Annotated in this window: 21 protein-coding genes and 2 tRNA genes; 16 read left to right on the top strand and 7 right to left on the bottom strand. The window is 58.7% G+C overall.

Annotated features, from left to right (window positions below):
- Window positions 1-16: 16 nt before the first annotated feature.
- The 3 genes from A0251_RS07410 to A0251_RS07400 all read left to right on the top strand — a co-directional run bounded on the left by A0251_RS07410 (window position 17) and on the right by A0251_RS07400 (window position 4,110).
- The gene (locus A0251_RS07410) at window positions 17-1,438 is read left to right on the top strand and encodes a thrombospondin type 3 repeat-containing protein (RefSeq protein WP_231874186.1); all 1,422 of its coding nucleotides are present in this window, start codon (window positions 17-19) and stop codon (window positions 1,436-1,438) included.
- 191 nt (window positions 1,439-1,629) lie between these two features.
- On the top strand, window positions 1,630-3,714 hold the full coding sequence (locus A0251_RS07405; RefSeq protein WP_062816214.1) for a transporter substrate-binding domain-containing protein: 2,085 nt from the start codon (window positions 1,630-1,632) through the stop codon (window positions 3,712-3,714).
- Between the two features lie 108 nt (window positions 3,715-3,822).
- Complete coding sequence (locus A0251_RS07400) at window positions 3,823-4,110, top strand: hypothetical protein (protein ID WP_062816213.1); 288 nt, start codon at window positions 3,823-3,825, stop codon at window positions 4,108-4,110.
- A 105-nt stretch (window positions 4,111-4,215) separates the two neighbouring features.
- Here the strand turns inward: A0251_RS07400 and A0251_RS07395 are convergent, their stop codons facing one another.
- Window positions 4,216-5,142, bottom strand: a complete 927-nt coding sequence (locus A0251_RS07395) for an alpha/beta fold hydrolase (RefSeq protein WP_062816212.1) — start codon at window positions 5,140-5,142, stop codon at window positions 4,216-4,218.
- Window positions 5,143-5,352: 210 nt separating this feature from the next.
- On the opposite strand from A0251_RS07395, the gene A0251_RS07390 reads away from it, so the two are divergent.
- The 7 genes from A0251_RS07390 (at window position 5,353) to A0251_RS07360 (ending at window position 15,572) form a co-directional block, all read left to right on the top strand.
- Window positions 5,353-7,152 (top strand): M61 family metallopeptidase, encoded by a 1,800-nt coding sequence (locus tag A0251_RS07390; RefSeq protein WP_062816211.1) that lies wholly within the window; start codon window positions 5,353-5,355, stop codon window positions 7,150-7,152.
- Between the two features lie 83 nt (window positions 7,153-7,235).
- A complete protein-coding gene (hrpA, locus tag A0251_RS07385) occupies window positions 7,236-11,120 on the top strand; it encodes an ATP-dependent RNA helicase HrpA (protein ID WP_062816338.1) in 3,885 nt (1,294 codons plus the stop codon).
- 268 nt (window positions 11,121-11,388) lie between these two features.
- The gene (locus A0251_RS07380; RefSeq protein ID WP_062816210.1) at window positions 11,389-12,519 is read left to right on the top strand and encodes a beta-ketoacyl-ACP synthase III; all 1,131 of its coding nucleotides are present in this window, start codon (window positions 11,389-11,391) and stop codon (window positions 12,517-12,519) included.
- A gap of 191 nt (window positions 12,520-12,710) precedes the next feature.
- A complete protein-coding gene (locus A0251_RS07375) occupies window positions 12,711-13,007 on the top strand; it encodes a hypothetical protein (RefSeq protein ID WP_062816209.1) in 297 nt (98 codons plus the stop codon).
- 17 nt (window positions 13,008-13,024) lie between these two features.
- On the top strand, window positions 13,025-13,882 hold the full coding sequence (locus A0251_RS07370; protein WP_062816208.1) for a DUF692 domain-containing protein: 858 nt from the start codon (window positions 13,025-13,027) through the stop codon (window positions 13,880-13,882).
- Window positions 13,879-14,649 carry a DUF2063 domain-containing protein gene (locus tag A0251_RS07365; RefSeq protein ID WP_062816207.1) on the top strand — a complete coding sequence of 257 codons (771 nt, stop codon included), beginning with the start codon at window positions 13,879-13,881 and terminating at the stop codon, window positions 14,647-14,649. Before A0251_RS07370 ends, A0251_RS07365 begins: the two co-directional genes overlap by 4 nt.
- A gap of 113 nt (window positions 14,650-14,762) precedes the next feature.
- A complete protein-coding gene (locus A0251_RS07360; RefSeq protein WP_062816206.1) occupies window positions 14,763-15,572 on the top strand; it encodes a VacJ family lipoprotein in 810 nt (269 codons plus the stop codon).
- Between the two features lie 152 nt (window positions 15,573-15,724).
- On the opposite strand, the gene A0251_RS07355 is transcribed toward A0251_RS07360, so the two are convergent.
- From A0251_RS07355 to dusA, 3 genes are all read right to left on the bottom strand, one after another.
- Window positions 15,725-16,162 carry a TerB family tellurite resistance protein gene (locus A0251_RS07355; RefSeq protein WP_062816205.1) on the bottom strand — a complete coding sequence of 146 codons (438 nt, stop codon included), beginning with the start codon at window positions 16,160-16,162 and terminating at the stop codon, window positions 15,725-15,727.
- Entirely contained in the window at window positions 16,159-17,133 is a 975-nt protein-coding gene (locus A0251_RS07350; protein ID WP_062816204.1) for a transaldolase, read from the bottom strand. Before A0251_RS07350 ends, A0251_RS07355 begins: the two co-directional genes overlap by 4 nt.
- Before the next feature lie 276 nt (window positions 17,134-17,409).
- Window positions 17,410-18,408 (bottom strand): tRNA dihydrouridine(20/20a) synthase DusA, encoded by a 999-nt coding sequence (gene dusA, locus A0251_RS07345; protein WP_082810793.1) that lies wholly within the window; start codon window positions 18,406-18,408, stop codon window positions 17,410-17,412.
- A gap of 284 nt (window positions 18,409-18,692) precedes the next feature.
- Between dusA and A0251_RS07340 the strand changes: the two genes are divergently transcribed.
- From A0251_RS07340 to A0251_RS07330, 3 genes are all read left to right on the top strand, one after another.
- On the top strand, window positions 18,693-20,177 hold the full coding sequence (locus A0251_RS07340; RefSeq protein WP_062816202.1) for a SulP family inorganic anion transporter: 1,485 nt from the start codon (window positions 18,693-18,695) through the stop codon (window positions 20,175-20,177).
- A 21-nt stretch (window positions 20,178-20,198) separates the two neighbouring features.
- Window positions 20,199-21,047: a universal stress protein gene (locus A0251_RS07335; protein WP_062816201.1), complete on the top strand. Its 849-nt coding sequence runs from the start codon at window positions 20,199-20,201 to the stop codon at window positions 21,045-21,047.
- Window positions 21,048-21,235: 188 nt separating this feature from the next.
- Window positions 21,236-21,571 (top strand): YnfA family protein, encoded by a 336-nt coding sequence (locus tag A0251_RS07330; protein WP_062816200.1) that lies wholly within the window; start codon window positions 21,236-21,238, stop codon window positions 21,569-21,571.
- 75 nt (window positions 21,572-21,646) lie between these two features.
- Here the strand turns inward: A0251_RS07330 and A0251_RS07325 are convergent, their stop codons facing one another.
- On the bottom strand, window positions 21,647-22,222 hold the full coding sequence (locus A0251_RS07325) for a DUF4399 domain-containing protein (RefSeq protein ID WP_062816199.1): 576 nt from the start codon (window positions 22,220-22,222) through the stop codon (window positions 21,647-21,649).
- A gap of 163 nt (window positions 22,223-22,385) precedes the next feature.
- Between A0251_RS07325 and gltX the strand changes: the two genes are divergently transcribed.
- The 3 genes from gltX (at window position 22,386) to A0251_RS07310 (ending at window position 24,348) form a co-directional block, all read left to right on the top strand.
- Window positions 22,386-23,870: a glutamate--tRNA ligase gene (gene gltX, locus A0251_RS07320; RefSeq protein ID WP_062816198.1), complete on the top strand. Its 1,485-nt coding sequence runs from the start codon at window positions 22,386-22,388 to the stop codon at window positions 23,868-23,870.
- A gap of 321 nt (window positions 23,871-24,191) precedes the next feature.
- Window positions 24,192-24,267, top strand: a tRNA-Ala gene (locus A0251_RS07315).
- 5 nt (window positions 24,268-24,272) lie between these two features.
- A tRNA-Glu gene (locus A0251_RS07310) sits at window positions 24,273-24,348 on the top strand.
- A gap of 245 nt (window positions 24,349-24,593) precedes the next feature.
- Here A0251_RS07310 and A0251_RS07305 read toward each other — a convergent pair.
- Together A0251_RS07305 and A0251_RS07300 are read right to left on the bottom strand one after the other, a co-directional pair.
- Window positions 24,594-25,937, bottom strand: coding sequence for a nicotinate phosphoribosyltransferase (locus A0251_RS07305; protein ID WP_062816197.1), 1,344 nt, complete (start codon window positions 25,935-25,937; stop codon window positions 24,594-24,596).
- 1 nt (window position 25,938) lies between these two features.
- Window positions 25,939-26,508 (bottom strand): isochorismatase family protein, encoded by a 570-nt coding sequence (locus tag A0251_RS07300; RefSeq protein ID WP_062816196.1) that lies wholly within the window; start codon window positions 26,506-26,508, stop codon window positions 25,939-25,941.
- Between the last annotated feature and the right edge of the window lie 66 nt (window positions 26,509-26,574).

The raw sequence follows: 26,574 nt of genomic DNA, 5'->3' as shown, positions 1-26,574 counted from the left end.
AGATATGAACTCGCAAATGAAATTCTTGTTTGCCATGCTCCTGACCGCTCTGCTGGGCATGGGACTGGCAGGTTGTGAAGCGGAAGGTGATGGAAGCAGTGGTGGTAACAACAACCCTGTGACCCGTGATAACGACCAGGACAATGATGGTGTGCCGGATGACGTGGACAACTGTCCCGCTAACGCAAACGCCATGCAGGAAGACCAGGACGGCGACGGCATCGGTGATGTGTGTGATGACGACCGTGATGGTGACGGTGAAGACAACCCCACCGATAACTGTCCACTGGTTGCCAACCCGAACCAGGAAGACTCCGACGGTGACGGTATTGGTGATGCCTGTGACATGAACAACGATCAGGACAACGACGGTATCGATGACGGCGTTGATAATTGCCCGACGATCTTCAATCCTGAGCAGGGTGACGTTGACAACGATGGCATCGGTGATGTCTGTGACGATGACGCCGATGGGGATGGCGTCGATAACAACAACGACAACTGTGTATACACCCCGAATAATGATCAAGTAGATACAGATACTGACGGCATCGGAGATGCCTGCGAAGACGATCGCGACGGTGACTCTATCCTGGATCCAAATGATAACTGCCTTAACACCCCGAATACAGATCAGGCGGATCAGGATTTAGATACTATCGGTGACGTCTGCGACGATGACAGAGACGGAGATGGTGTACCGAATGACACTGATAACTGTCCGTTTACGGCCAATGCAGACCAGGCCGATTCCGACGGCAATGGTATTGGTGATGTCTGCGACGGTGGCGGCGGTGATCCCACTGACACCGATGGTGATGGCATTCCGGATGCTACTGACAACTGCCCGTTGATTCCCAATGAAGGTCAAGAAGATGCTGATGGCGATGGCAAAGGTGATGTGTGTGATGACGACGGTTTCACTTGCTCCGCGGCTACCACTTACCAACCCCTGACCAATGCTGATTTCACTGCAAACGGTGGCGTGCTGGGTGTTTGCATAGGGTGCAGTGTTGATAGTCCGGAACTCAGCATCGACAGCAACAACGATACCTTTGCCCAGATCAACATAGGCGCGGCACTGGTGTACGGCGGTGGCTTTGTGGCTGCAGTAGCCAACGATACGTCCGTGGATATTGCTGACAGCGAGGTGGGCTTTGTGGTCAGTGATCCAACGTCCCAGCTTTTGAATCTGGAGGTGCTCGGTAACTTCATCACCATCCGCTTCTTCAACGATGGAGTAGAGGTGGACAGTGCAACCGTGGACGGTGGTCTTCTTGATTTGGATCTGCTCGGTCTTGGTGTGAAGACCGATCAGCGATTCATCGCGGCCCCGGCGCCTGGTCAGGCATTTGATTCCATTCGGCTGGATTACGCTGGTCTGGTGAATGTCAACAAATCTTTCCGCGTACACGATATCTGTGTTGGGACTCCCTGATTATTCACGGAGTGAAAAAAAGGGGCCTTCGGGCCCCTTTTTTTGTCTGCGCATTTCTCCAAACGGACGTTCACGTGACCGCGCCGCAAGCATTGACAAAATAATCGCCTACCTCGCCCTGAATGGTTACCCTGTCAGTAAGCGCCTTACTGGCCGTTAATAATGACAATCAGAGCAGTAAAGGGGGCTCCATGCGACGCAGTATTCTCCTGCCAATGTGCCTGATGATTTCCCTGTTGACCGGTTGTGAAAAGGAACCGGGGGTCGGTGAAGTCGTTAGCACCTTCAACAACTATGAAGAAACCGGCGACTTACCTGCCTTGCAGGAACACGGCTTTATTCGCCTGCTTGCCCCGCGTTTCGATGAGCCCTCCGGCTTGCCCCGGGAGGGAGTTCCCGCCAGAGAGTACCAGGCGCAGGCTGAGGAATTTGTCAGCCACCTGGGGCTGGAGCCCCGTTGGGTTTATGCAGACAGCTTCGCGGAGCTGGGTCAGCTGATCAACGCCGGCGCTGCCGATATCATCGTCACCAACTATTCGGTGACCAAGGCACGACAGAAGGACCTGGCATTTTCGACCCCCGTCAATGCGGTTCAGGAGAAACTCATCGTGCCTGCCGATCAGGCAGGCATTGCCCTGACCAAGTTGAAAAATCTCACCATTTCAGTCCCGGAAGGGACGGCTTACCAGGAGACGGCCGAAAAACTCGCCCGTCGCCATGACAATATTTCGGTGGATGTTCTGGACGCTGACCTTTCCGATGAAGAGCTCGTTGAGGGAGTGGAGTCCGGTGATCTGGGTGCCACCATCATTGACAGCAATATGCTGGATATCCTGATTACCCCTGACTCTGCTGCGGGAATTGGTCCGGTGGTGAACCGCAAACGGCGCATTGCCTGGGCCGTGCGGCAGGACAGTACGGAGCTGCTGGATCGTATCAACCAGTTCATCACCAGCCAGCGGGTCATGTCGTCCGTCAAACAGCAGGAAAAACGCGATTGGGCGGCAATCCAGGAGCAGGGAGTTCTGCGTGTCATTACATCCAACAACCCGGCCAGCTACTTCATGTGGCGAGGAGAGTTGATGGGGTTTGACTACGACCTGATCAATGATTTCGCCAAGAAACACCGGCTCAGGGTCAGTGTGGTTGTTCGTGACAGTCCGTCTGCCATGTTTGCCGCGCTGGAAGCCGGGGAGGGAGATGTGATTGCGGCTTCCATGACCATCACCGAAGACCGTCAGCGCCAGGGCTGGATGTTCAGTGACCGCTATCTGGAGGTGAATGAGCAACTGATTGGTCGTGCTGATGAGTCGCCGCTGGAAAACATCGGGCAGCTTGCCGGTCGCACTGTGGCGGTCAATCCGGAAACGGCCTATTACGATACTCTGCAGCGACTTCGTGAGAGTGATTTCCCCTTCATCGTTCAGGAGGTGCCGGGCGCCAGCACAGAGATGCTGATCAATGCCGTCGCCAATGGAGAATACGACCTGACCATGGCTGACAGCCACCTGGCTGCCATGGAATCCACCTACCGGGACGATATTGCGGTGTTGTTTGAATTTGAACCTGCCAAGGAAATTGGGTGGGGCTTGCGTCCGGAACAGACCGCGTTGAAAGAGCAGCTCAACAGCTATATTGCCCGTCATTATCGTGGGCTGAATTACAATATTACCTATAACCGCTATTTCCGCGAGAAAAAAACCATTAACACCCACGAGGCGTATCGTGTGGGGTCCGGAAAAGCCATTTCTCCTTACGATGACCTGGTCAAAAGCGAGGCGCTGAAGTATGGACTGGACTGGCGCTTGATTACCTCGCAGATGTACCAGGAAAGTCGCTTCAACCCCAAGGCGCGCTCTTTTGCCGGTGCCCAGGGGTTACTGCAGGTAATGCCGAGAACCGGTCGTCAGTTTGGTTACAGCAACCTGACGCGCCCGGAAAATGGGGTTGCCGCAGGGGTGGCCTACATGGATTGGCTGGAGCAACGGTTCCCGGCGCGTCTCGACCTGGCAGAGAAACTGTATTTTACCCTGGCGGCCTACAATGCCGGCCACGGCCATGTGGAGGACGCCCGACGTCTTGCCGAGCGACTGGGCAAGGATCCGGATAAATGGTTCGGCCATGTGGAAGAGGCCATGTTGCTGCTTTCCCGGCCGGAATACGCGCGTCAGGCCCGATATGGCTATGTGCGGGGCGCCGAGCCGGTGAAGTATGTCAGACAGATCAAGAACCGTTATCTGGGCTATGTGTCTGCGCTGGAGGAAGAAGAGGGCTAGATTTAGCCGGGACGGCGACAAAGTAAAGGGATGTTTTACAAAGTTGCCATGGAAAAGCCCTCTGTCAGCCCCATGATAGAGATACCCATTCATTGAAAGGAGATTGTGATGGATCGCAATGCTTTCATCGAAAAGATTAAAGGTAAGCTTAACGAACTGGATAATGAATTCGACCAGTTGCAAGTCAAGGCGGACAAAGCCAGTGAAGACGTTCGTCACAAGTGGGAAAGTCGCAAGCTGGAGCTGAAGGAAAAACGCCAGGAACTGGCGGCCCGGCTTGATGAGTTGCGTAACGATAGCAACGCCCGCTGGGAAGATGTGAAGGCCAGCGTGGAAAAAACCTGGGATAGCACCCTGGATGGCCTCAAGGACATCAAAAACAATTTGTTCAAGTAAGGTGTAGCAACGAGCTATACACAAAAAAGCGGGCTTTTTTAAAGCCCGCTTTTTTTATGATTCATTAGCGGTGAAATGGCGCTGACCTGACGCCTGCCATCATCGCTACCCCGCCAGGGGATCAAGCCATTGGCGCAATGCATCCAGTACCTGCTCCCGGCAGTGATCATTGAGAAGTTCATGGCGTCCGTCAGGCCAGAAGTGCGCGGTCAAGGGTTGCTCCATGGTATGCAGGACTTGCTCAAGGGCCATCATGCCCTTGCCCATATCGCTCATGGGATCTTGCTCACCGCCTAGCAGTAACACCGGTAATGCATCGGGGAGTTCGGCAAGATGCTGGATGCTGTGGATCTGACGTAGTCCGTCGATCAACTGGCACCAGGACTCGGTGGTGCAATCGAAACCACACAGATCATCATCCAGATAACGTTGTACCTGGTCCCGGTCGTTGCTCAGCCAGTCGAACTCACTGCTGGGGTCGGGCACGCGTTTGGCCCAGGCGCCAAACGTCATTCTGCGAATCAAGGGGCTGACACCGCGCTTGCCATTACGGCGCCGTGCCAGTTTCACGGGCAGCCCCATCAGGGTGTAAAACGTTGCCGGGTGATAGTCGCTGGCACAGAGCACCAGTCCGGCCAGGTTCTCGCCGGTCTGTTGTGCCGCTGCCAGGGCAATGAACGAGCCCATGCTGTGGCCGCCAAGCACGCAAGGAAGCCCCGGGTGGGTTTCACGGGCCATGGTGATCACGGCAATCGCATCCTGTACCAGGCAATCCCAGCCGTTTTCATCACCGAAATGGCCTTTCGGGCAAGCCTCGCTGATGCTCAGGCCGTGGCCACGGTGGTCCGGGCAATACAGATGCCAGCCCTGGTCGTTCAGCGCTTTCGCCAGGGCCTCATAACGGGCACCATGCTCCGCCATGCCGTGCAACCACACCATAATGCCTTTTGACGTGGCGGCATCGGTGGGCCAGTGATGAATGGCGGTGGAATGGCCGTCGCCCGTATTCAGGTAGCGCATCTGCTTGCTCATAACATTCTCCGGCGGCGCGGTCAGTGGACAGGTTGGATGCCTGTGGCGGGCAGGCGTTGCTGGCGAGGGAAAACGTTCCCGCGGCAGCCTGTCGGACAGGTTGCCTGAGCCCGTCACGGACCATGGCATAATAACAGCTATGGCAACAGGGTGATGCAGCAACTACCATGCCGGACGCTGTTGCACGCTGCACGATTTCCAGGAGAAACCATGATCGAATACCGGATTCGCCCACTGCGCCCTGAAGCCCATCTTTTTGAAGTGACGCTGACCGTGGCGAAGCCGACCCCGGAAGGGCAGGCGTTTACGCTGCCGGCCTGGATTCCCGGCAGCTACATGATCCGGGATTTCGCCCGCCATCTGGTCTATCTGGAGGCCAGTTGCCAGGGTGAGACGCTGCCCGTGGCGAAAATCGACAAGCAAACCTGGCAGGTGCCACCTTGCGATGGTCCAGTGCAGCTGCATTACCACGTTTACGCCTGGGACCTGTCCGTGCGTGGCGCCCACCTGGATACCACCCACGGTTATTTCAATGGCACCTGTGTCTTCCTGGCACCCATGGGGCACGAGGATCAGCCCTGCGAAGTGGATATCGACGCACCGGAAGGTGCGGCCTACCTGGGCTGGCACCTGGCCACCGGGCTGCCCCGGCTGACCGGTTCGGAGCTGGGTTTTGGCCGTTTCCGGGCAGACAACTACGATGCCCTGATCGACCATCCGGTGGAAATGGGCCCCTTCGAGTATGCCCAGTTCGAAGCCTGTGGTGTGCCGCACTGGGTGGTGTTGGCCGGTCGTCACAAGACCGATATGGCGCGGCTGTGCCGGGACTTGAAGCCGATCTGCGAACACCATATCCGCATGTTTGGCGAACCGGCGCCCATGGATCGCTATGTGTTCATGACGTTGGTCACCGGCAACGGTTATGGCGGTCTGGAACATCGTAATTCCACCAGTCTCATGTGTGCCCGCGACGACCTGCCCAAGCGCACCGACGAGCCCGGCAAGGTACGCGACGGCTATCGCAATTATCTGGGCCTGTGCAGCCACGAATATTTCCACACCTGGAATATAAAACGGATCAAGCCGGCGGCGTTCACGCCCTTTGATCTGTCTCGGGAAGTGCACACGGAACTGCTGTGGGCTTTCGAGGGTATCACCAGTTATTACGATGACCTGTCGCTGACCCGTACCGGCCTGATTCCGCCGCAGAGCTATCTGGAGCTGCTCGGGCAAACGCTCAGTCGGGTCTATCGTGGACAGGGCCGTCACAAGCAGACCGTTACCGAATCCAGCTTTGACGCCTGGACCCGCTTCTACAAGCAGGACGAAAACGCTCCCAATGGCATCGTCAGCTATTACACCAAGGGCTCATTGGTAGCGCTGGCGCTGGATCTGACCCTGCGAAATCTGACCGCCGAGACGAAGTCCCTGGATGACCTTATGCGATTGCTCTGGGCCCGTTACGGCCAGACCGGCGAAGGCGTACCGGAGCAGGGCATCCAGCCCCTGGCCGAGGAAGTGGCCGGTTGCGAGATGACAGACTTTTTCGAGCAGGCGCTCTACAGCACCGAAGATTTGCCACTGGCGGAACTTTTGGCTGAGCGGGGCGTAGAGCTGAACTGGCGCAGTGCGGTCAGCCATGGTGACAACGGTGGCAAGCCGGGCAAGGAGGGTATTGCCAATCTGGGCGTGCGGCTGGTTGCCGACCCCATGGGCGCGAAGATTGCTGTCGCCTTCGAGCAGGGCCCGGCCATGGCAGCCGGATTATCCGCCGGGGATGTGATCATCGCTGTGGATGGCCTGCAGGCCACACAGGGCAATATCGACAATTTGCTGGCCAACTTCCTGCCCGGCGAAATGGTGGAAGTGCATGCTTTCCGTCGCGACGAGCTGATGAAGTTCAACGTGAAAGTGGCGCCCACCGAGCCGAGTACCGCGTATCTGACCATTGCCAAGGGCGGGTTAACCGAAAAGGGCAAGGCCTGGCTGCATTGGAAGGGCAATGAATAGTTAACAATTAATAATGAATAACGAAAGAAAACAGGCCGTAGGAGCGCCGCTCCTACGACGTTTTATGGTTGATTGAATTTTTCATGTCTTTGAAGCCACTCTACAGCCAGCTGGGTAACGTTCGCAGAGCGGACCATTTTCGCTTGAAAAAGCGGATCGATGGTCTGTCTCGCTTGCCTGCTGACAAGCGCAATGACCAGGCCGTGGAGAAGGTATCCAAGGCCATTGCCGCTTCCATTGCCAATCGGGAAAAACGTCAGGCGTCGCAGCCCGTACTGAACTGGCCGGACCTGCCGGTGGTGGCCAGCCGTGAGGAGATCAAGGCGGCCATCCGCGACCATCAGGTGGTGGTGATTGCCGGGGAAACCGGCTCCGGCAAGACCACCCAGTTGCCGAAGATCTGCCTGGAACTGGGGCGGGGCATTGAGGGCACCATCGGTCACACCCAGCCAAGGCGGCTGGCGGCCCGTGCCGTGGCCAGCCGGGTAGCGGAAGAGCTCAACAGCCCGCTTGGCAGTGCCGTTGGCTTCAAGGTGCGTTTCGCCGAGCAGGTCAGCGAGACCAGCCTTATCAAGGTGCTCACCGACGGCATGCTGCTCAATGAAATCCAGCAGGACCGCTTTCTCAACCAGTACGACACCCTGATCATCGATGAGGCCCACGAGCGCAGCCTGAACATCGACTTTCTGCTCGGCTATCTCAAGCAGCTGTTACCCAGGCGTCCGGACCTGAAACTCATCATTACCTCGGCCACCATCGACCACGAACGTTTCGCCCGGCATTTCGGTGAGGCCCCGGTGTTGGAGGTTTCCGGGCGGACCTACCCGGTGGAAATGCGCTACCGGCCTCCTGCGGAAGGCCAGGAACTGTCCCGCCAGATTGAAGACGTGCTGCAGGAAATCCAGCGCGAAGAACGTCGCGAGGGCCTTCCCGTAGCCCGCGATGTTCTGGTTTTTCTGGCCGGCGAGCGGGATACTCGCGATGTGCATCATCACTTGAAGCGCTGCGAACTGAGAGACACGGAAATCCTGCCGCTCTATGCGCGATTGAGCCAGGCGGAGCAACACCGCATTTTTGCGTCTCACCGGGGTCGGCGAGTGGTGCTCAGTACCAATGTGGCGGAAACGTCCCTGACCGTGCCGGGTATTCGTTATGTCATCGATGCCGGCACCGCCCGCATCAGCCGTTACAGCGTGCACTCCAAGGTGCAGCGGCTGCCGGTGGAGCCGGTCAGTCAGGCCAGCGCCAATCAGCGGGCCGGGCGCAGCGGGCGGATCATGCCGGGTATCTGTTTTCGGCTGTACGAGGAAGACGACTTCCTCAATCGTCCCGCTTTCACCGACCCGGAGATTCAGCGCACCAACCTGGCAGCGGTGATTCTGCAGATGGCCGACCTGAAACTGGGCCGGGTGGAGGATTTTCCCTTCATTGAGCCGCCGGACGGGCGCCTGATCCGTGACGGTTACCGGCTGCTGGATGAGCTGGGCGCGCTGACGCCGAAACAGACCCTTACCCCCCTGGGCCGGCAGTTGGCCCGCTTTCCGCTGGACCCGACCCTGGGGCGAATACTGGTGGCGGCGTCCCGGCAGAAGGTGCTGCGCGAAGCGCTGATCATCGTGTCCGCTCTGGCCGCCCAGGACCCCCGCGATCGGCCCCATGACAAGCAGCAGCAGGCGGATCAGGCCCATCAGCCGTTCACCGACAAGGACTCGGATTTCCTGTTTTTCGTCAAGTTGTGGCAATGGGCGGAGAACCAACGGGAGTCCCTCAGCCGCAACCAGTATGAGAAGCTGCTGAAGAAAACCTTCCTGTCGCCCACTCGCATGCGCGAGTGGCGAGATACCCACCGCCAGCTGCTGTTGCTGTGCAAGGAGCAGGGCTGGGAGCTGAACCCGCCGGCCATGAACGAGCAGGGGCTGGCCGACGGTGCCTACGGGCCCCTGCATCAGGCCTTGTTGCCCGGGTTGCTGGCCAACGTCATGCAGCGCACGGACGAGGGGGAGTGGCTGTCCACCCGTAATCGCAAGCCGCTGATCTGGCCGGGCTCGTCCCTGTCGAAAACCAAGGCCCGCTGGCTGATGGCGGCGGAGCAAGTGGAAACCAGTCGGTTGTTTGCCCGTACTGTGGCGCGAATTGAGCCGGAATGGGTGGAAGCTGCCGCCGCTCACCTGGTCAAACGCCAGTATTTCGAGCCCCACTGGTCGAAGAAGCGGGGGTGTTCCATGGCCAAGGAGCAGGTGAACCTGTTCGGCCTGATTCTGGCCAGCGGTCGGCGGGTCAACTATGCGCCCATTCATCCCCAGGAAGCCCGCGAATTGATGATTCGCGAAGGGCTGGTGATGGGAGAGTTGCACCGGGAGCCGCCCTTCGTGAAGGCCAACCGGGAGCAATTCGAAACCCTGGAGGAGATGGAACACAAGTTGCGCCGGCGCGATATTCTGGTGGACGAGGAGGCCCGGGTGGCCTTTTACGATGAGCGGTTGCCGCAGGACGTGACCAGCCTGGCCGGGCTGATGAGCTGGTATAACAAAAAGGCCTCGCCGGCCCAGAAAGAAGCACTGCTGATGCCGCGGGATTTCCTGTTGTCACGGAGCCCGGATCTGGGCAGCGACCAGTTCCCGGATCAGCTGCGCCTGGATGGCATCAGCCTGCCGCTGGAATACAGCTTCGATCCCACCGGGGAGCGCGACGGCGTCACGTTGATTGTCCCGCTCGCGGTCCTCAATCAAGTGCCGGACACACGGCTGGACTGGCTGGTCCCCGGGTTGCTGCGGGAAAAACTGGAAGCCCTGATCCGTGCGTTACCCAAGGCCCGCCGTCGTCATTTTGTACCCGTGCCGGACTTTGTCGGCGCGCTTCTGGATACCCTGGATCCGCAGGAGCCGTTACTGTCGGCCATGACCCGTGAATTGCAACGGATGACCGGTGTGCGGATCGAACGGGAAGAGTGGCAGGATGCCACGCTGCCCGACCATCTTCGCATGTTTATCCAGGTGGTGGACCGGGTGGACGGTAACCGGAAAGTGCTGGCCCAGGGACGCCACCTGGACGAAGTCCGTGACAAACTGGCTGGTGTCACCGCTAACCTGCCGGAACCGGCGGCGCAGGAACCAGTACCGCGGGGGCAGGATTGGCTGTTCGGTCGCCTGCCGGACACCCACGAACAGGATCTGGGTGGCATGGTGGTGCGCCGCTATCCCGCCCTGGAAGATGATGGCGACGCGGTGGAGCTTCGCTACCGTGATGATGTGGATGAGGCCCGCTGGAGCCATCAGTGGGGGACGGCACGCCTGTTGGGCTTCAAACTCAGTGTCCAGCTGCGTGACCTGCGCAAACAGGCCTCACAGATGCCCGGTTTTCAGAAGCTCAAGGGCGAGAAGGGCGCCATGGCCCGCCAGGCACTGGATCATGCGGTACTGCGTCTGCTGGCAGAGCATTTCCGGCTGGACGAGCCGCTACGCGATGAGGCTGCCTTCCGGGCCCGTCTGGATGCCCATCGGGGGGATTTCGTGCCCTGGGCAGGCCAGCAATTGAGCGCTTTCGGCAAGCTGTTCGCTGATTACCGGCAGCTGATGGGCAAGCTGGAAAAAAACTTCCCGCTGGCCTGGGCCCATGCCCACCGGGACCTTAAGCAACAACTGGGCAACCTGTTCCGCGACGACTTCCTGCTGCAGGTGCCCTGGTCCTGGTTGATGGAATACCCGCGCTATCTGGAGGCTATCAGCCACCGTCTGGACAAACTGGGTGGTCAGATTGGCAAGGACCGCACCCTGACCGCAGAGCTGGAGGCCTTTGACAAGCAATACGCCACTCGTGCTGCGGGTCTGCCCCTGTGGCAGCAGCCGGCGCCTCTGCAAGAGTATTTCTGGATGTTGCAGGAATACCGGGTGAGCCTTTTTGCACAACAGCTTGGCACCCGGGTCCCGGTCTCTGCCAAGCGCCTGAATAAACAGTGGGAGCTCTGCTAATCAGTCACCCCCTCTACGAAGCCGCTGTAGGAGCGCAGCTTGCGGCGCGATTCTCCGTGTGCGAGGAGGGGAAGGGAAGACAATCAGGCATAACAGAACGTTACGCCCGATTCGTGCCTCAAGCGGCGCTCCTGCATTGACTCCGTAACAAGCATAACAACTATCCACCCACGCCCTTTGCGCTGGCCACTCCGAATCCGGATAATCGACCCATTATCCCATTTGTGGAACAGGGCCCTTTACCCCGTTCGAGTGCGAGGACTCGCTTGTGAGCTATTCTGTAGTAATCAGTGGCACCGGCCTGTGGACCCCGGAGCAGACCATCACCAACGATGAATTGGTGGAATCCTTCAACGAGTATGTGAAGCGGTTCAATGCGCGTAACGCCGAGGCCATCGAGGCCGGCGAAGTGGATGCCCTGGGTCCTTCAGACAGCGCCTTTATCGAAAAGGCCTCTGGTATCAAGCAGCGCTTTGTCATCGACAAGAGCGGGATTCTTGATCCGGACCGGATGGCTCCCCGCATCGCCGAGCGATCTGACGATGAGGTATCCATTCAGGCGGAAATTGCTGTCAAAGCGGCCAGGCAGGCCCTGGAACATGCCAACCTGACCGCGGACGATCTGGATGCTGTCCTGGTGGCCTGTTCCAACATGCAGCGCCCGTATCCGGCCATGGCCGTGGAAGTCCAGGCGGCCCTGGGCATGGAGCACGGCTGGGGCTATGACATGAATGTGGCCTGTTCCAGCGCCACCTTCGGGATTCAGGCCGGTGTGGATGCTATCCGTAATGGCAGCGCCCGTCGGGTGCTGATGGTCAATCCGGAAATCTGTTCTGGTCACCTGGCCTGGGAAGATCGCGACTGCCATTTCATTTTTGGTGATGTGGCCACCGCGGTGATTCTGGAACGCAAGGAAGACGCCACCTCCGACAACCAGTGGGAAGTGCTGGGTACCCGGTTGCAGACCAAGTTTTCCAATAATATCCGCAACAATTTCGGTTTTCTGAACCGTGCGGATGAAAGCGGCATTGGCGCTCGCGACAAGCTGTTCCGCCAGGAAGGGCGCCGCGTTTTCAAGGAAGTCTGCCCCATGGTGGCCGAGCAGATTGCCTCGCATCTGTCTGATACCGGGGTGCCGGTGGAGGCCCTCAGCCGGATGTGGCTGCACCAGGCCAACCTGAGCATGAATGAACTGATTTCCAAACGGGTACTGGGACGCCCGGCTTCCCGTGAGGAAGCCCCGGTGATTCTGGATGACTATGCCAACACCAGTTCCGCCGGTTCCATCATTGCCTTCCATAAGTACAACGCGGATCTGCCGGTGGATACCAAAGGCGTGATCTGTTCCTTTGGGGCCGGTTATTCCATCGGTAGCGTGATTGTGAACCGAATCAAGTAACTGCGTCCGGGTTTCACGTTCGCTTCACGAAGGCCGCATTTTGCGGCCTTTTTTCATGCTGCCTGTAACGTTTACCTCACGGCTTCATCTCTATATTGTCTGAGACAGGCGCTACGCAAACAAACGTGGTTTGCCTGAGCCGCAGAGTGCGGTTTCGGATACACCTCAATAATGATGGATGGAGACTGAACATGGCTAAGTTGAGCAAACTGAACCCCCTGGCCGCCACTGTTGGTGCCGCTGTTGTTGCTTCCGCGCTTTCCGTGCCGGTTGCTACTGCTGCTGAAAACCCCTTTGCCGCTTCCGACCTGCAAGCCGGTTACCAACTGGCTGGCCACCACGCTGAAGGCAAGTGTGGCGAAGGCAAGTGCGGTGACAAGAAAGGCGAAGGCAGCTGTGGTGAGAAAAGCGGTGAAGGCACATGCGGCGCCGATGACAAAAAAGGTGAAGGTAAATGTGGTGAAGGCAAGTGCGGTGGTGATGCCTAACAGGCAGGAGCCAACGTATGAAACCTGAGACACCAGTGTCCGGAGTGGGCCTGGGTCTTCGGCGGGCCCTCATGGGCCCGCTTTCCCCGACCCTGGATTCCCCGGAAAGTGCCCCTTTCGATTTTATGGAAGTCGCACCGGAGAACTGGATCCCCATGGGTGGGCGTCTGGCGAAGGAGTTCCGTGCCTTCACCGAACGTTTTCCCTTTGTTACCCACGGTTTGAGCCTGTCATTGGGTGGGCCTGAGCCGCTGGATTTTGAATTGCTGAAAGCGGTGAAAGGGTTCCTCAAGGAACACAACATTCGTCGTTATACCGAGCACTTGAGTTATTGCAGTGACCACGGTCACCTTTACGATTTGATGCCGATTCCCTTTACCGAAGAGGCCGTTCACTACGTGGCAGACCGGGTCCGGCAGGTGCAGGATTTTCTCGAACAACCCATCGGTATCGAACACGTCAGCTACTATGCTGCGCCCGGTTCCGAAATGTCGGAAATCGACTTCGTTAATGCGGTGCTGGAAGAGGCAGATTGCCAGCTGTTGCTGGATGTGAACAACGCCTACGTGAACAGCATCAATCATGGCTATGATCCCCGTGAATTTATCAGCGCCTTGCCCGGCGAGCGTATTTGCTACCTGCATATCGCCGGTCACTTTGATGAAGCGGAAGATCTGAAAGTGGATACCCACGGCAGCGCGGTCATTGATCCGGTCTGGCAACTGCTTGAGCATGCCTATCAGGAATTTGGTGTACTACCCACCTTGCTGGAGCGGGACTTCAACTTTCCCGGTAACGATGTGCTGTTTGGGGAGCTCGGGCAGATCCGCCAATATCAGCATCAACCGTATTCAGCGACTCGGAAGCTGGGATGAGTCAGACAGATTTCCAGGCCCTGCAACGTCGCTTTGCGGCGCACTTGCGTAACCCGCAGACGCACTCTGCGCCAGACGGAATTGAAGAGCGCCGCCTGGCGATTTACCGCAACCTGTTTTTCAACAACGTTAACGGGTTTATCAGCCAGGGCTTCCCGGTGCTGCATTCCCTGCTGGATGCGGAACGCTGGCATCGGTTAGTGCGGGCCTTCTTTGACCAGCACGCCTGTCAGACGCCGTATTTTCTCGAAATTCCCCAGGAATTTGTCAGCTTTCTGGCATCCGGTCAGGGCAGGGAAGAGGGAGATCCGCCTTTCCTGCTGGAGCTGGCACATTACGAATGGATGGAGTTGGTGCTGGATGCGTCCACCGAGGTCTTTCCCAAAACCGGATTTCATCCCGAGGGGGACCTGCTTCGTGCCATCCCCCAGCTAAGCCCCTTGCATGTGGTGCTCAGCTATCAGTACCCGGTCCACGAAATTTGCGTGGACTTTCAGCCGCAGACCCCATTGCCACAGCCGCTCTGGCTGCTGGTCTACCGGGATCGTGATGATCAGGTTCGCTTTATGGAAATCAATGCACCTACCGCCCGGTTGTTGCAATTGATCGAGGAGAACCCGAACAGCACCGGTTTTCAGGTGGTTGGCCAATTGGCGGAAGAACTGCAATTTGCGGATGTGGAGAAACTGGCCGAGTTTGCCCGGGATATCCTGCTGCAAATGCACCAGCGGGACATCCTGGTCGGTGCCAGCCTGAAGAGCTGCTAATGCCGCTTCAGGCTGCGGGTCCGATCTGTTCACCCGCTCTCGCTGTAAAATCCGCCAGGAAGCGGGACCGTTCGGTTCGTGGCCCTGTTCGGGCATGCGACGGGCTGGCTATAATGCAGCGTCGACGACATACCGGGGTGACCGTGCGTTATTTACTGCTGACCATATTGCTGAGCATTTCCTGTACCGTGATGGCGGAAGAGGAAGACTGGGGAGACGCGTCCACCGCGTTTGATGCGCCCCAGAGCAGTCAGCCCAAGGATGACGACCCCTGGGAAGACATCAACCGCAAGATCTTTGCCTTCAACGAAGCACTCGACAAGTATGCCCTCAAGCCTGCGGCCAAGGGCTATCGCAAGGCGACGCCGGGCTGGTTCGATGACACGGTAACCCGCTTTTTTGAGAACCTGCGGGATTTTCGCAGCAGTCTTAACAGTGTACTGCAGTGGCGCTGGGGGCATGCCGGTCACAACTTTGGTCGTTTCGTGGTCAACAGCACTCTGGGTATCGCCGGCCTGTTTGATGTGGCCAGCAAGGTGGACCTGGAAAAGCACAATACCGATCTGGGACTGACCTTTGCCCGCTGGGGGATCCCGGAGGGCAACTATCTGGTGCTCCCGTTCTGGGGGCCATCCACTGTTCGCGATGCGGCAGCGATTTTCCCGGAGGACTACATGCGCCCCCGGCACTACATCCAGCATGACCTGACCCGCTACAGCGTCACGGCGTTGTACGTGGTGGACTTGCGCGCCGACCTGCTGGATCTGGAGCGCAATATCGTCGGCGACCGCTACACCTTCCTGCGCAATGCTTACCTGCAACGTCGCCGCTTCGAATCCGGTGATGCACCGTCCCTGCGTTTCCCGGACATAGAGCAGCGGGATTCGGAGCTGGAGGACGAGTATGAAGATGAAGGGTGGTGAAAGCAGTTAACAGTGAATAGTTAACAGTGAACAGCCCGCGTCAGGGGTGTTTCAGGTTTTAAACGTATGAGGCCGCGCCCATCAGTTGGGCGCGGCCTCATTGCATGAAGATAAAGACAAACCCTGCTCGCGCCGCTGTTAACTATTCACTGTTAACTGTTCACTGCTTTCAGCTTCGCCCGAATATAGTCCCCATGGGACACATACAGCAGGTCACTGACCCGTCGGATCAGGTGTTCTTCGTGGACATCCACATGGCCGTCAGCGGCGGCCATGGCCCACATTTCCTCAATCAGTGTGACCCTGGGCTCCGGTCCCCAGTGGTCTCGCAGGGGACGGGTGAATTCGAACAGGTCAGTGGCCTGGTCCACACGGGTTTCCAGTTCGCTGAGGATGTCATCCATTTCCTGGGGGTCCAGATGCCAGTGCGTCTTTACTGCCTGAATCAGACGTTGTGATTCTTCCGGTGCCACGGTGCCGTCAGTACGGGCCACTTCCAGAAGCAGGGCGGCAGCCGCCCGGTGCAGGTCGTGCTCGTTTGTCTGCTGCTGGGGCTGGTCGGGGCGAAAGAGTCGGTTAAGCCAATTCAAATTACACCTTCCTCCTGCAATAGCGCTTCCAGCGCCAACTGGTCGTTGGCGAAGCGGCGGATGCCATCGGCAAGCAGGTCGCTGGCCATGGCATCGTCATTGAGTTGCCAGCGGAACGCGGCCTCGCTAACGGCCTGCCAGTCGTCCTCCGGGGCCACCAGTTCCGCATCCAGTACCCGGGTCAGACTCCCGGTATCGGCAGCCAGTTCCCTGAGCAGGGCCGGGCTGATGGTGAGCTTGTCGCAACCGGCCAGGGCTTCGATCTGGCCGGCATTGCGGAAGCTGGCGCCCATGACGATGGTTTCCAGACCCCGGGCCTTGAAGGTGCGATAGATCTGGCGCACGGACTGGACTCCCGGGTCGTCATCCGGGCTGGCAATCTCCATGCCCTGTTTACGGTGCCAGTCGAAGATGCGGCCCACGAAGGGGGAGATCAGGGTAGCGCCGGCTTCTGCCGCAGCCAGACCCTGAGCCTGGTTGAAGACCAGCGTCACATTACAGCGGGTGCCTTCCTCCTCGAGGACTTCCACGGCGCGGATGCCTTCCCAGGTGGCGGCGGTCTTGATCAGGATGCGGGACGGGTCCACGTCCAGTTCCCGGTAGATGGCCATCAGACGACGGGCCTTTTCCACCGTGGCGCGGGTATCAAAGGACAAGCGCGCATCCACCTCACTGGAAACACGGCCGGGAATCCGCTCCAGGATGGCCTGGCCGGCCAGGCAGGCATAGCAGTCGGTCAGCCAGTCCATCTCCCCGCCATGGCCCAGGGTGCGACACAGATCGGCTGCCTGTTGCAGCAATGGCCGGTAACGTTCGTCTCGTGCTGCTGCCAGCAGCAGGGAGGGGTTGGTGGTGGCATCTTCCGGTGCCAGTTCGGCGATCATGTCCAGATCACCGGTATCGGCCACCAGAGAGGTCCATTGGGCTAGCTGTTCGCGTTTGTTCACGGTATCCGTTCCTTTCAGTGTCATGGTGGGGCACGTTAAGGCGTTGCCATGACAGTATGGTGTTAGCGTGCAGTAATCATGTCCCGATGTGGGTGAAGAGAGTTGCAAGTTGAAAGTTCAAAGTTGAAACGCGGCGACGGATCGTACCAACCGACTACGATGTTGGCCGCGCTTTACCTGGGGAGTGAGCGCGGGCAGGACATTTCCCTTACTGATGGGCTTTCACGCGCTTTTCAACTTTGAACTTTCAACTTGTAACTCAACCACGATTCTTGCTAAGAATTGCGGGCTCATTACAGCCTAAGGCAGTTGCGCCAAAGCGTCCATGAGCACTTGCGGGGTGGTGCCGGGCTTGTGCATGTTTTCGCTCAGGTGACGGCGAAAACGGCGGGCGCCGGGTTCGCCCTGGAACAGGTTGAGGATATGACGCAGGGAATGTTTGGGGGCATGACCCAGCGCGTAGCGACGTTCTACATAGGGGAGAAATTGCTCGGCGATGTCCCGGCGGCTGGGGACGGGGTGATCGTCGGCAAACACGATGCGATCTGCATCGGCCAGGAAATAGGGATTCTGGTAAGCCTCGCGACCAATCATCACGCCATCCACGTCACCCATGTGGGCATGCACTTCCTCCAGAGTCTTCACGCCACCGTTGAGAATGATCTCCATCCGGGGGAACGCCTGCTTGATGGCGTAGGCCCGCTGATAGATCAGCGGCGGAATCTCCCGGTTTTCTTTCGGCGACAGCCCGGACAGGATGGCCTTGCGGGCATGGATGGTGAGACTGGTGCAGCCGGCCTGCTCCATGCGGGTAACAAACCGGTAGAGAAAGTCGTAATCATCCTGGTCATCGATGCCGATGCGGGTCTTCACCGTCACTGGAACGCGGACCGCCGCCTGCATGGCTTCCACGCACTGGCCCACCAGTTCCGGCTCGGCCATCAGAATGGCGCCGATCTTGCCCTGCTGCACCCGGTCCGACGGGCAGCCCACATTGAGGTTGATCTCGTCGTAACCGTATTGTTCGGCAATTCGTGCGGCTTCCGCCAGATCCTGCGGTTCGCTGCCGCCCAGTTGAAGCGCCACCGGGTGCTCTTCGTCATTGAATGCCAGAAACCGCTCACGGTCCCCGCGCAGAATCGCCTGGGCCACCACCATTTCGGTGTAGAGCAGGGTGTGGCGGGTAATCAGCCGGGCCAGAAACCGGTAGTCGCGGGTGGTCCAGTCCATCATCGGGGCGACGGACAGGCGCCGATCAGGCTGAAGCGACGGGGCTGTTTGGATCAAGGAATCATTCATGCAAGACGATAACACGGGTATTGGGTCAACTATTGTCGCATGTTGCGGCGCTGTGGCGTAGGCCGGGCGGCGGCGTTGCCTGTCAAAGGCCTGCCGGCTCTGCTAGACTCCGCGCCTTTCCGAACCACTCGAGACTGTTCATGATCCTCTCCCGGCTGAGTCCGCCCTAGTAGACAGCCCGTCTCCGGCTTTGCCGTATGGTGCCCTGCGCCATGTCATCCCGTGTTCTGTTGCCCTTGAGCAGCATCCTTGTCTGTCGTATTTGCAAAACAGGATTGTTCTTCATGCTTCGATCTATTCAGCAGGAATGGTTCAGTAATATCCGTGGTGATTTACTGGCGGGTTCCGTTGTGGCCCTGGCCCTGATTCCGGAGGCGATTGCCTTCTCCATCATTGCCGGTGTGGACCCCAAGGTGGGGTTGTATGCATCTTTCTGTATCGCCGTTGTCATTGCGTTTGTCGGCGGCCGCCCGGGGATGATTTCGGCGGCAACCGGGGCCATGGCGCTGGTGATGGTGACCCTGGTCAAAGACCATGGCCTGCAGTATTTGCTGGCGGCGACGGTGTTGACCGGGATGCTGCAGATTGTTGCGGGCTTTCTGCAGCTTGGCAATCTCATGCGCTTTGTCTCCCGCTCCGTGGTCACCGGCTTTGTGAATGCCCTGGCTATCCTGATTTTCATGGCGCAGTTGCCGGAGCTGGTCGGGGTAACCTGGCATGTGTATGCCATGGTGGTCGCCGGCCTGGCGATCATTTACCTGCTGCCGCTGCTGACCACCGCCGTACCATCACCCCTGATCTGTATTGTCGTGATGACCGGGATTGCCATGTATCTGGGTCTGGATGTGCCCACCGTCGGAGACAAGGGTGATCTGCCGGACAGTCTGCCGGTATTCCTGTTGCCGGATATCCCGCTCAACCTGGAAACCCTGAAAATCATTCTGCCGTACTCTCTGGCCCTCGCCGTGGTAGGTCTGCTGGAATCCATGATGACGGCAACCATCGTGGATGATCTGACCGATACCGATAGCGACAAGAATCGCGAATGCAAAGGGCAGGGCGTGGCCAACATTTTCTCCGGGTTCCTGGGGGGGATGGCCGGGTGTGCCATGATCGGCCAGTCCGTGATCAACGTGAAATCCGGTGGCCGCAAGCGCCTGTCCACCTTGTTTGCCGGTTGCTTCCTGCTGGTGCTGGTGGTGTTCCTGGGTGAATGGGTGTCCCGGATACCCATGGCCGCGCTGGTAGCGGTGATGATCATGGTGTCCATCGGTACCTTCAGCTGGGAGTCCATTACCAACATGGCCAAGCATCCGGCGAGCAGCACCGTGGTGATGCTGGCTACGGTGTCGGCCACCGTGGCAACCCATAACCTGGCGATCGGGGTGGGTATCGGCGTGGTACTCAGCGCGCTGTTCTATGCAAACAAGGTGGGGCGCGTTTTTTATGTGCGCTCGGATCTTGATGAAACTAACAGCAGCCACCGCCGCTACGAGGTGCTGGGGCAGGTATTTTTCACCTCTGCGGATCAGTTCATCGCTTCCTTTGATTTCAAGGAAGCACTGGATAAAGTGACTATTGATGTGCACCGTTCCCACTTCTGGGATATCACCGCCATCGGAGCGCTGGACAAGGTGATCATCAAATTCCGTCGTGAAGGGACCGAGGTGGAATTGATCGGTCTGAACGACGCCAGCGCCACCCTGGTGGATAAATTTGCCGTGCACGACAAGCCTGAGGCGGTCGAAAAACTCATGGGCGGCCACTAGTCCCCTGCCAAGGAGAAAACAATGAGTGATGTTATTGCCTGTATTGATGGTTCTCCGGCCGCGGCTCGGGTGTGCGACTATGCGGTGTGGGCGGTGCAGCGGTTGAATGCCCCCTTGACCCTGCTGCATGTGCTGGATCACTCCCGTTATCCGGTGGAAAGTGATCTTAGCGGCAACCTGTTGCTGGGCGGTCGCGAAGCCCTGCTCACCGAGCTCTCCGAGCTGGATGCCAAACGGAACAAGCTGGCCCTGGAGCAGGGCAAGCTGATGCTGGAAGCCGCTGCTGCCCGAGCCATCGAAAAAGGGGTGAGCGAGCCCAAACAACGACAGCGCCACGGCGGCCTGGTAGAAACTCTGGCCGGCATGCAGGAGCAGACCCGCATTCTGGTGATTGGCAAACTGGGTGAAGAGCACACCGGTGAGGCAGAGCAGGTGGGCGACCATGTGGAGCAAGTGATTCGCACCATGCACAAGCCGATTCTGGTGGTGCCCTCGGATTTCACCGAGCCACGCAAGGTGATGCTGGCCTTCGATGGCAGCCCGACCTGCCGTGAAGGAGTGAAAATGCTGGCCGCCAGTCCGCTGTTCCTGGGCCTGCCATGTCACCTGGTGGCGGTGGGCAAGGACAAACAGCTGGGGGAGGATCTGGCCTGGGCCCGTGACACCTTGGAGCAATCCGGTCACGAGGTGGAAGTGGCGCAGTTGGAAGGGGACGTGGAGCCTTCCTTGCACCAGTACCAGCAAGACAACCATATCGATATGGTGGTCATGGGCGCCTACGGGCATTCCCGTATCCGCGAGTTCTTTGTGGGTAGCACCACCAGCAAGATGATCAAGCATGCCACGGTGCCCCATTTGCTGCTGCGATAAGTCGCCGGTCCGGCGCACCGCAAAGCGCCCAGGGAAAGGAAAATGGTGCGGGCAGAACCGCATCGCGTTGGCCTGACATTTCTGGCAGACCGATTGGTCCCCGGGATGGGTGATTGTCCCGTCAGCGTGTGCTGTACTGAGCACGCCAGTGCCTGCGTATTGATCCGAGCCTATACCGGGAGGTTGTCTTGCCGGAATTGAAAATTCTGGGGCTGTTTCTGATCACGGCGGTCGCCGAGATCGTGGGCTGCTACCTGCCTTATCTATGGTTGCGTGAAGGGAAGTCAGCCTGGTTGTTGGTGCCTGCTGCGCTGAGCCTGGCGGCCTTTGCCTGGCTGTTGTCTTTGCATCCCACGGCGGCGGGGCGGGTCTATGCGGCCTACGGCGGCGTGTATATTTTTGTGGCCATTCTCTGGTTGTGGGGCGTGGACGGTATTCGTCCCACGGGCTGGGATATTGTCGGATCGCTGGTGGCGCTGACGGGGATGGCGATCATCATGTTTGCGCCTCGGCAGATGGGGTGATGCCAGAGGCTTGATGCCGGACGTTTGACGCTGAAAGACAAGCCCTTCTGGCGTCCGACGTCCGGCGTTTAATGCTTACTCCACCGTAATGGTGATCTTTTCGGACATTACCGGCGGTTCATGGGGCACATGCATGTGGTCACCCAGCAGCAATTGCAGGGTGTGTGTGCCCGGCTCCAGTTCCAGTTCGGTCTGGGTCTGGCCCTTGCCGAAGTGCACCACGTTGTCGTTGGCCGGCAGCGGGAAGTCCATGGCAGGCATGGACTCCTGATCCAGGTCGATCAGCAGGTGGTGGTGACCGGCATGCTCCAGTTGGGTGCCGGCGGGTACCACCTCCATGCCTTCCAGGCCAAACTCCACGGTTACCGGGCTGGTCACGGTGGCACCATCTGCAGGGCTGAGAATGGTGGCGCTGGCCCCTTCCGGTGCCGCGCTACGGGTTATGCCGTTGTTGCTTGCCGCTTCTTCTGTGCTTTCTTTGGCGCTCTCTTTGCTGCTCTCTTTGGCGCTTTCACCGGCATTGTCCATGGTGGGTGCTTCCGCAGCCGGGGTATCTGTTTTTGCTTCCTCTTTATTGTCAGAGCAGCCCTGGAGCAGGGTGGCACCGGCAATCATGGCTACCAGCAGGGAGTGTTGAAAGGGAATACGCATGGTCTTTTCCTTTACGTCCTGTCGAGTGGGTCAAGCCCGCCGGTGGCCCGGCGGGCGAAAGCATGAGTCGCGTTCAACCTTAGCAGAAAGCCGCCGGCCCGTGTCTATAAGCTTCCTGTTTTGACAGGTATAATCCGCGCCAGTTTGCATTGTTGGAGTCAGCATGACCGTCCGTACTCGCGTAGCGCCGTCACCCACCGGTGACCCCCACGTAGGCACCGCCTATATTGCCCTGTTCAATCGCTGTTTTGCCCACCAGCACGGTGGTCAGTTTATTCTGCGTATTGAAGATACGGACCAGACCCGTTCCACCGATCAGTCCGAGCAGATGATTCTGGATTCGCTCAAATGGCTGGGGCTGAGCTGGGATGAAGGCCCCGATGTGGGCGGCCCCCATGGCCCGTATCGGCAGAGTGAACGCAAGCATATGTATCGGGAGTATGCCGAGGCGCTGATCGAGAAAGGCCATGCCTTCAAGTGCTATCGCACCAGTGAAGAGCTGGACAGTCTCCGTGCGGCACTGAAAGAGCAGGGCGAGAACCGGGCGCTGAAGCCGATGGATCTGGAACTGCCGGCGGGAGAACAGGCAAAGCGGGAGGCGGAAGGGGCGCCCTATGTGATTCGCATGCGCGTGCCCACCGATGGCCGCTGCGAAATCCAGGACATGCTGCGCGGTACCGTGGAGCTGGATTGGGCGCTGGTGGATGCCCAGATCCTGCTCAAGTCCGACGGCATGCCCACCTACCACCTGGCCAATATCGTGGATGATCACCTGATGGAGATCACCCATGTGATCCGTGGTGAGGAATGGCTGAACTCCGCGCCCAAGCACAAGCTGCTCTACGAATATTTCGGCTGGGAGATGCCGGTACTTTGCCATATGCCGCTGCTGCGCAACCCGGACAAGTCCAAGCTCAGCAAGCGCAAGAACCCCACCAGCATCCTGTTCTACCAGCGTATGGGCTACCTGCCGGAGGCGCTGGTGAATTACCTGGGCCGGATGGGCTGGTCCATGCCGGATGAGAGCGAGAAGTTCACCCTGACGCAGATGCAGGACGCTTTCGATATCAACCGGGTCTCCCTGGGTGGTCCCGTTTTTGATGTGGAAAAGCTGAGCTGGCTGAATGGCCAATGGCTGCGTGAGCAGAGTGATGAGCAGTTTCTGGATACCTTGCTCGATTGGGCCTACAACCGCGATTACGCCATGAAGATCATTCCCCATTTGCGCCAGCGAGTGGAAACCCTGTCGGACGTGGCGGACAAGGCGGCATTCTGTTTCAACGGCATGCCGGCGATCAGCGAAGCCAGCTTCGAGCACAAGCAGTACGGTGGCGAGGACATGAAAGTGTGGCTCCAGTACCTGCTGTGGGCCTACGAGGCGCGCAATGACTGGAACCGTGACGGTCTGTTTGCGGATGCCAAGGCCATTGCTGATGCCCTGGACGTGAAGATCAAGGACTTCCTGTTTCCGGCCTTTGTCGCCATTGCCGGCACCAGCGCCAGCTTCTCGGTGGTGGATTCCATGGAAATCATCGGCGCCGACCTGAGCCGGGCCCGCCTGCGTAACGCCATCGAGGTGCTGGGCGGGGTGTCCAAGAAGCAGATGAAGAAGCTGGAGAAGGCCTACCGGGATTTGCCGGTAGGCTGAGGCCTGAGTCGCTGGCGGCGCGATAAGACCAGTTGCGAGTAACGAGTGACGAGAATCGAAAATCATCGGGCTTCCCCGGGTTTTGGGGTTTGTCTTTCGAAACTGGCTTCTCGCAACTCGAAACTGGGGTTATCGCGCCGTCAGCGACGCTTCTACGGCAGAGGCTGTGGATTTTCGCCCAGTTTTTCAGCAGCTTGTTCAGGATGTAGTCAAATGGACTTCATTCTGAAAAAAACCACAGGTCTACGCTTGACAGAGTAGGGGTGCTGGGTAGAATACGCCGCACCAACCGGGACGCACCTTGTCTTGATTGATGTATTTGGGGCCATAGCTCAGCTGGGAGAGCGCAACACTGGCAGTGTTGAGGTCGGCGGTTCGATCCCGCCTGGCTCCACCAAATACGTCCCCTTCGTCTAGTGGCCCAGGACACCGCCCTTTCACGGCGGTAACAGGGGTTCGACTCCCCTAGGGGACGCCATATAGAAAAGCCCTGCTCGAAAGAGTGGGGCTTTTTTATTTTTGTGTATCGCGGATAAGGAAGCGGTCAGCTAGTCGGTACTCTGGCAGAGCTGGACGCCCGATATGGATGACAGAAGCTCGAATCTGCTCCGCCGCCGCTGATTGTGTAGGGTGCACTGAGCCTAAGGCGAACTGCACCATCAAACGCCGGATCGGTGCAGTTCGCCTTAGGCTCAGTGCACCCTACGCCCCGGGATTCTGCGATTAACCTTCCAGCTCCCGCAGCACCGTTTCCCGCAAGGTCTGTAGTCGTTCACTGAAAGCAACCGGGTAGCTTGATTTCACAGGGCTCAGGCTGAGCAGAGATTCGGGTAGCTTTCTCAGATGCCTGGCCACGTTCTCCCGGGTAACCGCCAAATCCGGCGCCTCGCGGCAGGGTTCGCCTTCCTGGATAACAGGCTGCAATAACGGTTCGCCCTCACTTTGCTCGTCCCGGGCGGTAATCCGGTCCTGCTGATAATGTCCCTGCTCATCGGTTTGTCGCCATACCTGCTTACGGCCCGGGTGTAGCTGCTTGCCGGGAGAGTTTTTCAGCCGGGGACGACCCGCATAGTCGGTGAGCTTGTAGGCCAGATCCAGGGTGGGGGCATCGCTGGAGGCCCCCATGCTGGTGCCTACGCCAAAGCCGTCGATGGGCGCGCCAGCCGCTAACAGACCGGCAATCCGGTATTCATCCAGACCACCACTGACCAGGATGCGGATCTGTTGCAGACCTGCGTCATCCAGTTGATGACGGGCGTCTTTTGCTTGCTGCGAAAGGTCTCCGGAATCCAGGCGAATGCCGCCCACATCCAACCCTTCATTGCGCACCAGGTGAATGACTTTTTCCACGCCAGCCCGGCTGTCGTAGGTGTCTACCAGCAGGGTGGTACCGGGATACAGTCGGGCGTAGGCGCGGAAGGCATCCAGCTCATCATCGTGGGCCTGGATATAGGAATGTGCCATGGTGCCACGGAGTGGTAGCCCGTGTTGCAGGCCGCCCAGCACATTACTGGTGCCGGCCAGGCCGGCGGCGCGGTAGGCACGCACCCCGCGCAGTGCAGCGTCGCTGCCATGCATGCGACGCATGCCGAAATCCACCACCGGCCGGCCATCGGCGGCGAGGACCATACGCACCGCCTTGGAGGCCAGTACGGTCTCCAGGTGCACATAATTCATCAGCAGGCTTTCCAGTAGCTGCGCTTCCATCAGCGGGGCGGTGATTTCCAGCAGAGGTTCCTGGGGGAATACCGGGGTGCCTTCCGGCAGGCAGTGGATGTGGCCACTAAAGCGGAAGTCCTGCAGCCACTGCAGAAAGTCATCATGAAACAGGTCCAGCGTCTTGAGCCGGTTAACCTGCCGGGAGGGGAAGTGCAGTTGGCTGACCCGTCGGGCGGCGTACTCCTGCCCGCAGGCCAGGATCACGTTGCGTTGCGCCGGCATTTGCCGATAAAACAGGCTGAAGGTTGCGGTGTCATTCATGCCTTCATGCCAGTAGGCCTGCAGCATGGTCAGTTCGTAGAGATCGGTCAGCAGACCCAGCGCATCATTGTCAGCAGAAAGATCCATATCAGGCGATATCTTCCAGTTGGGTGCCGGCTTCACGCAAGGCTTCGAGGGTGGGGGCTTCCTGATCGGGGAAAACCGGGCGAGTGGCGTTGCGGAGCAGATGCACCTGGAAGCCGGCGGCACAGGCATCCTTGATGGAGTGGAAGACGCAGACATCTTCTGCCAGACCGCCAACCCAGAGACGTTTGACACCTTTTTTGCGCAGCCAATCTGTCAGACCTGTCCCGTCAAAAGCGGAGTAGGCATCCCGGTCGAAGGCCGTGCCCTTGCTCACAATTACCGTGCCTGTGGGCAGGTGCAAATCCGGGTGAAAGGCGGCACCCCAGGTATCCTGTATGCAGTGCGTCGGCCAGGGGCCACCCTGGGCCTGGAAGGAGCAGTGGTCCACGGTGTGCCAGTCGCGGGAGGCGATCGCCGGCAGGTTGGCGTCGGCGGCGGCTTTCAGCCAGCGATTCATTGCCGGCACCACCTGGTCACCATCGGCGACGGCCAGAGCGCCACCGGGGCAAAAATCATTCTGGATATCCACGGCCAGCACAGCATCGCCGGCCTTGAGCGGGAAGTGTTCCATCGCTGCCAGCCCTCTGTTGCTTGTGACTACTCTCAGTGTCGGGGCCTGCTGGCAGTGATACAAGGG

The organism is Alcanivorax sp. NBRC 102024 (assembly GCF_001602235.1).
Classification (GTDB): Bacteria; Pseudomonadota; Gammaproteobacteria; order Pseudomonadales; family Alcanivoracaceae; genus Alcanivorax.
Note: the sequence above shows the minus strand (reverse complement) of the source record. Positions and strands in the feature narration are given on the sequence as shown.

Bases quoted from the DNA above. Each gene is read 5' to 3' on its own strand.
- A0251_RS07410 (WP_231874186.1), top strand. From the start codon at position 17: ATGAAATTCTTGTTTGCCATGCTCCTGACCGCTCTGCTGGGCATGGGA.
- A0251_RS07405 (WP_062816214.1), top strand. From the start codon at position 1,630: ATGCGACGCAGTATTCTCCTGCCAATGTGCCTGATGATTTCCCTGTTG.
- A0251_RS07400 (WP_062816213.1), top strand. From the start codon at position 3,823: ATGGATCGCAATGCTTTCATCGAAAAGATTAAAGGTAAGCTTAACGAA.
- A0251_RS07395 (WP_062816212.1), bottom strand. From the start codon at position 5,142: ATGAGCAAGCAGATGCGCTACCTGAATACGGGCGACGGCCATTCCACC.
- A0251_RS07390 (WP_062816211.1), top strand. From the start codon at position 5,353: ATGATCGAATACCGGATTCGCCCACTGCGCCCTGAAGCCCATCTTTTT.
- hrpA (WP_062816338.1), top strand. From the start codon at position 7,236: ATGTCTTTGAAGCCACTCTACAGCCAGCTGGGTAACGTTCGCAGAGCG.
- A0251_RS07375 (WP_062816209.1), top strand. From the start codon at position 12,711: ATGGCTAAGTTGAGCAAACTGAACCCCCTGGCCGCCACTGTTGGTGCC.
- A0251_RS07370 (WP_062816208.1), top strand. From the start codon at position 13,025: ATGAAACCTGAGACACCAGTGTCCGGAGTGGGCCTGGGTCTTCGGCGG.
- A0251_RS07365 (WP_062816207.1), top strand. From the start codon at position 13,879: ATGAGTCAGACAGATTTCCAGGCCCTGCAACGTCGCTTTGCGGCGCAC.
- A0251_RS07360 (WP_062816206.1), top strand. From the start codon at position 14,763: ATGCAGCGTCGACGACATACCGGGGTGACCGTGCGTTATTTACTGCTG.
- A0251_RS07350 (WP_062816204.1), bottom strand. From the start codon at position 17,133: ATGACACTGAAAGGAACGGATACCGTGAACAAACGCGAACAGCTAGCC.
- dusA (WP_082810793.1), bottom strand. From the start codon at position 18,408: ATGAATGATTCCTTGATCCAAACAGCCCCGTCGCTTCAGCCTGATCGG.
- A0251_RS07340 (WP_062816202.1), top strand. From the start codon at position 18,693: ATGCTTCGATCTATTCAGCAGGAATGGTTCAGTAATATCCGTGGTGAT.
- A0251_RS07335 (WP_062816201.1), top strand. From the start codon at position 20,199: ATGAGTGATGTTATTGCCTGTATTGATGGTTCTCCGGCCGCGGCTCGG.
- A0251_RS07325 (WP_062816199.1), bottom strand. From the start codon at position 22,222: ATGCGTATTCCCTTTCAACACTCCCTGCTGGTAGCCATGATTGCCGGT.
- gltX (WP_062816198.1), top strand. From the start codon at position 22,386: ATGACCGTCCGTACTCGCGTAGCGCCGTCACCCACCGGTGACCCCCAC.
- A0251_RS07305 (WP_062816197.1), bottom strand. From the start codon at position 25,937: ATGGATCTTTCTGCTGACAATGATGCGCTGGGTCTGCTGACCGATCTC.
- A0251_RS07300 (WP_062816196.1), bottom strand. From the start codon at position 26,508: ATGGAACACTTCCCGCTCAAGGCCGGCGATGCTGTGCTGGCCGTGGAT.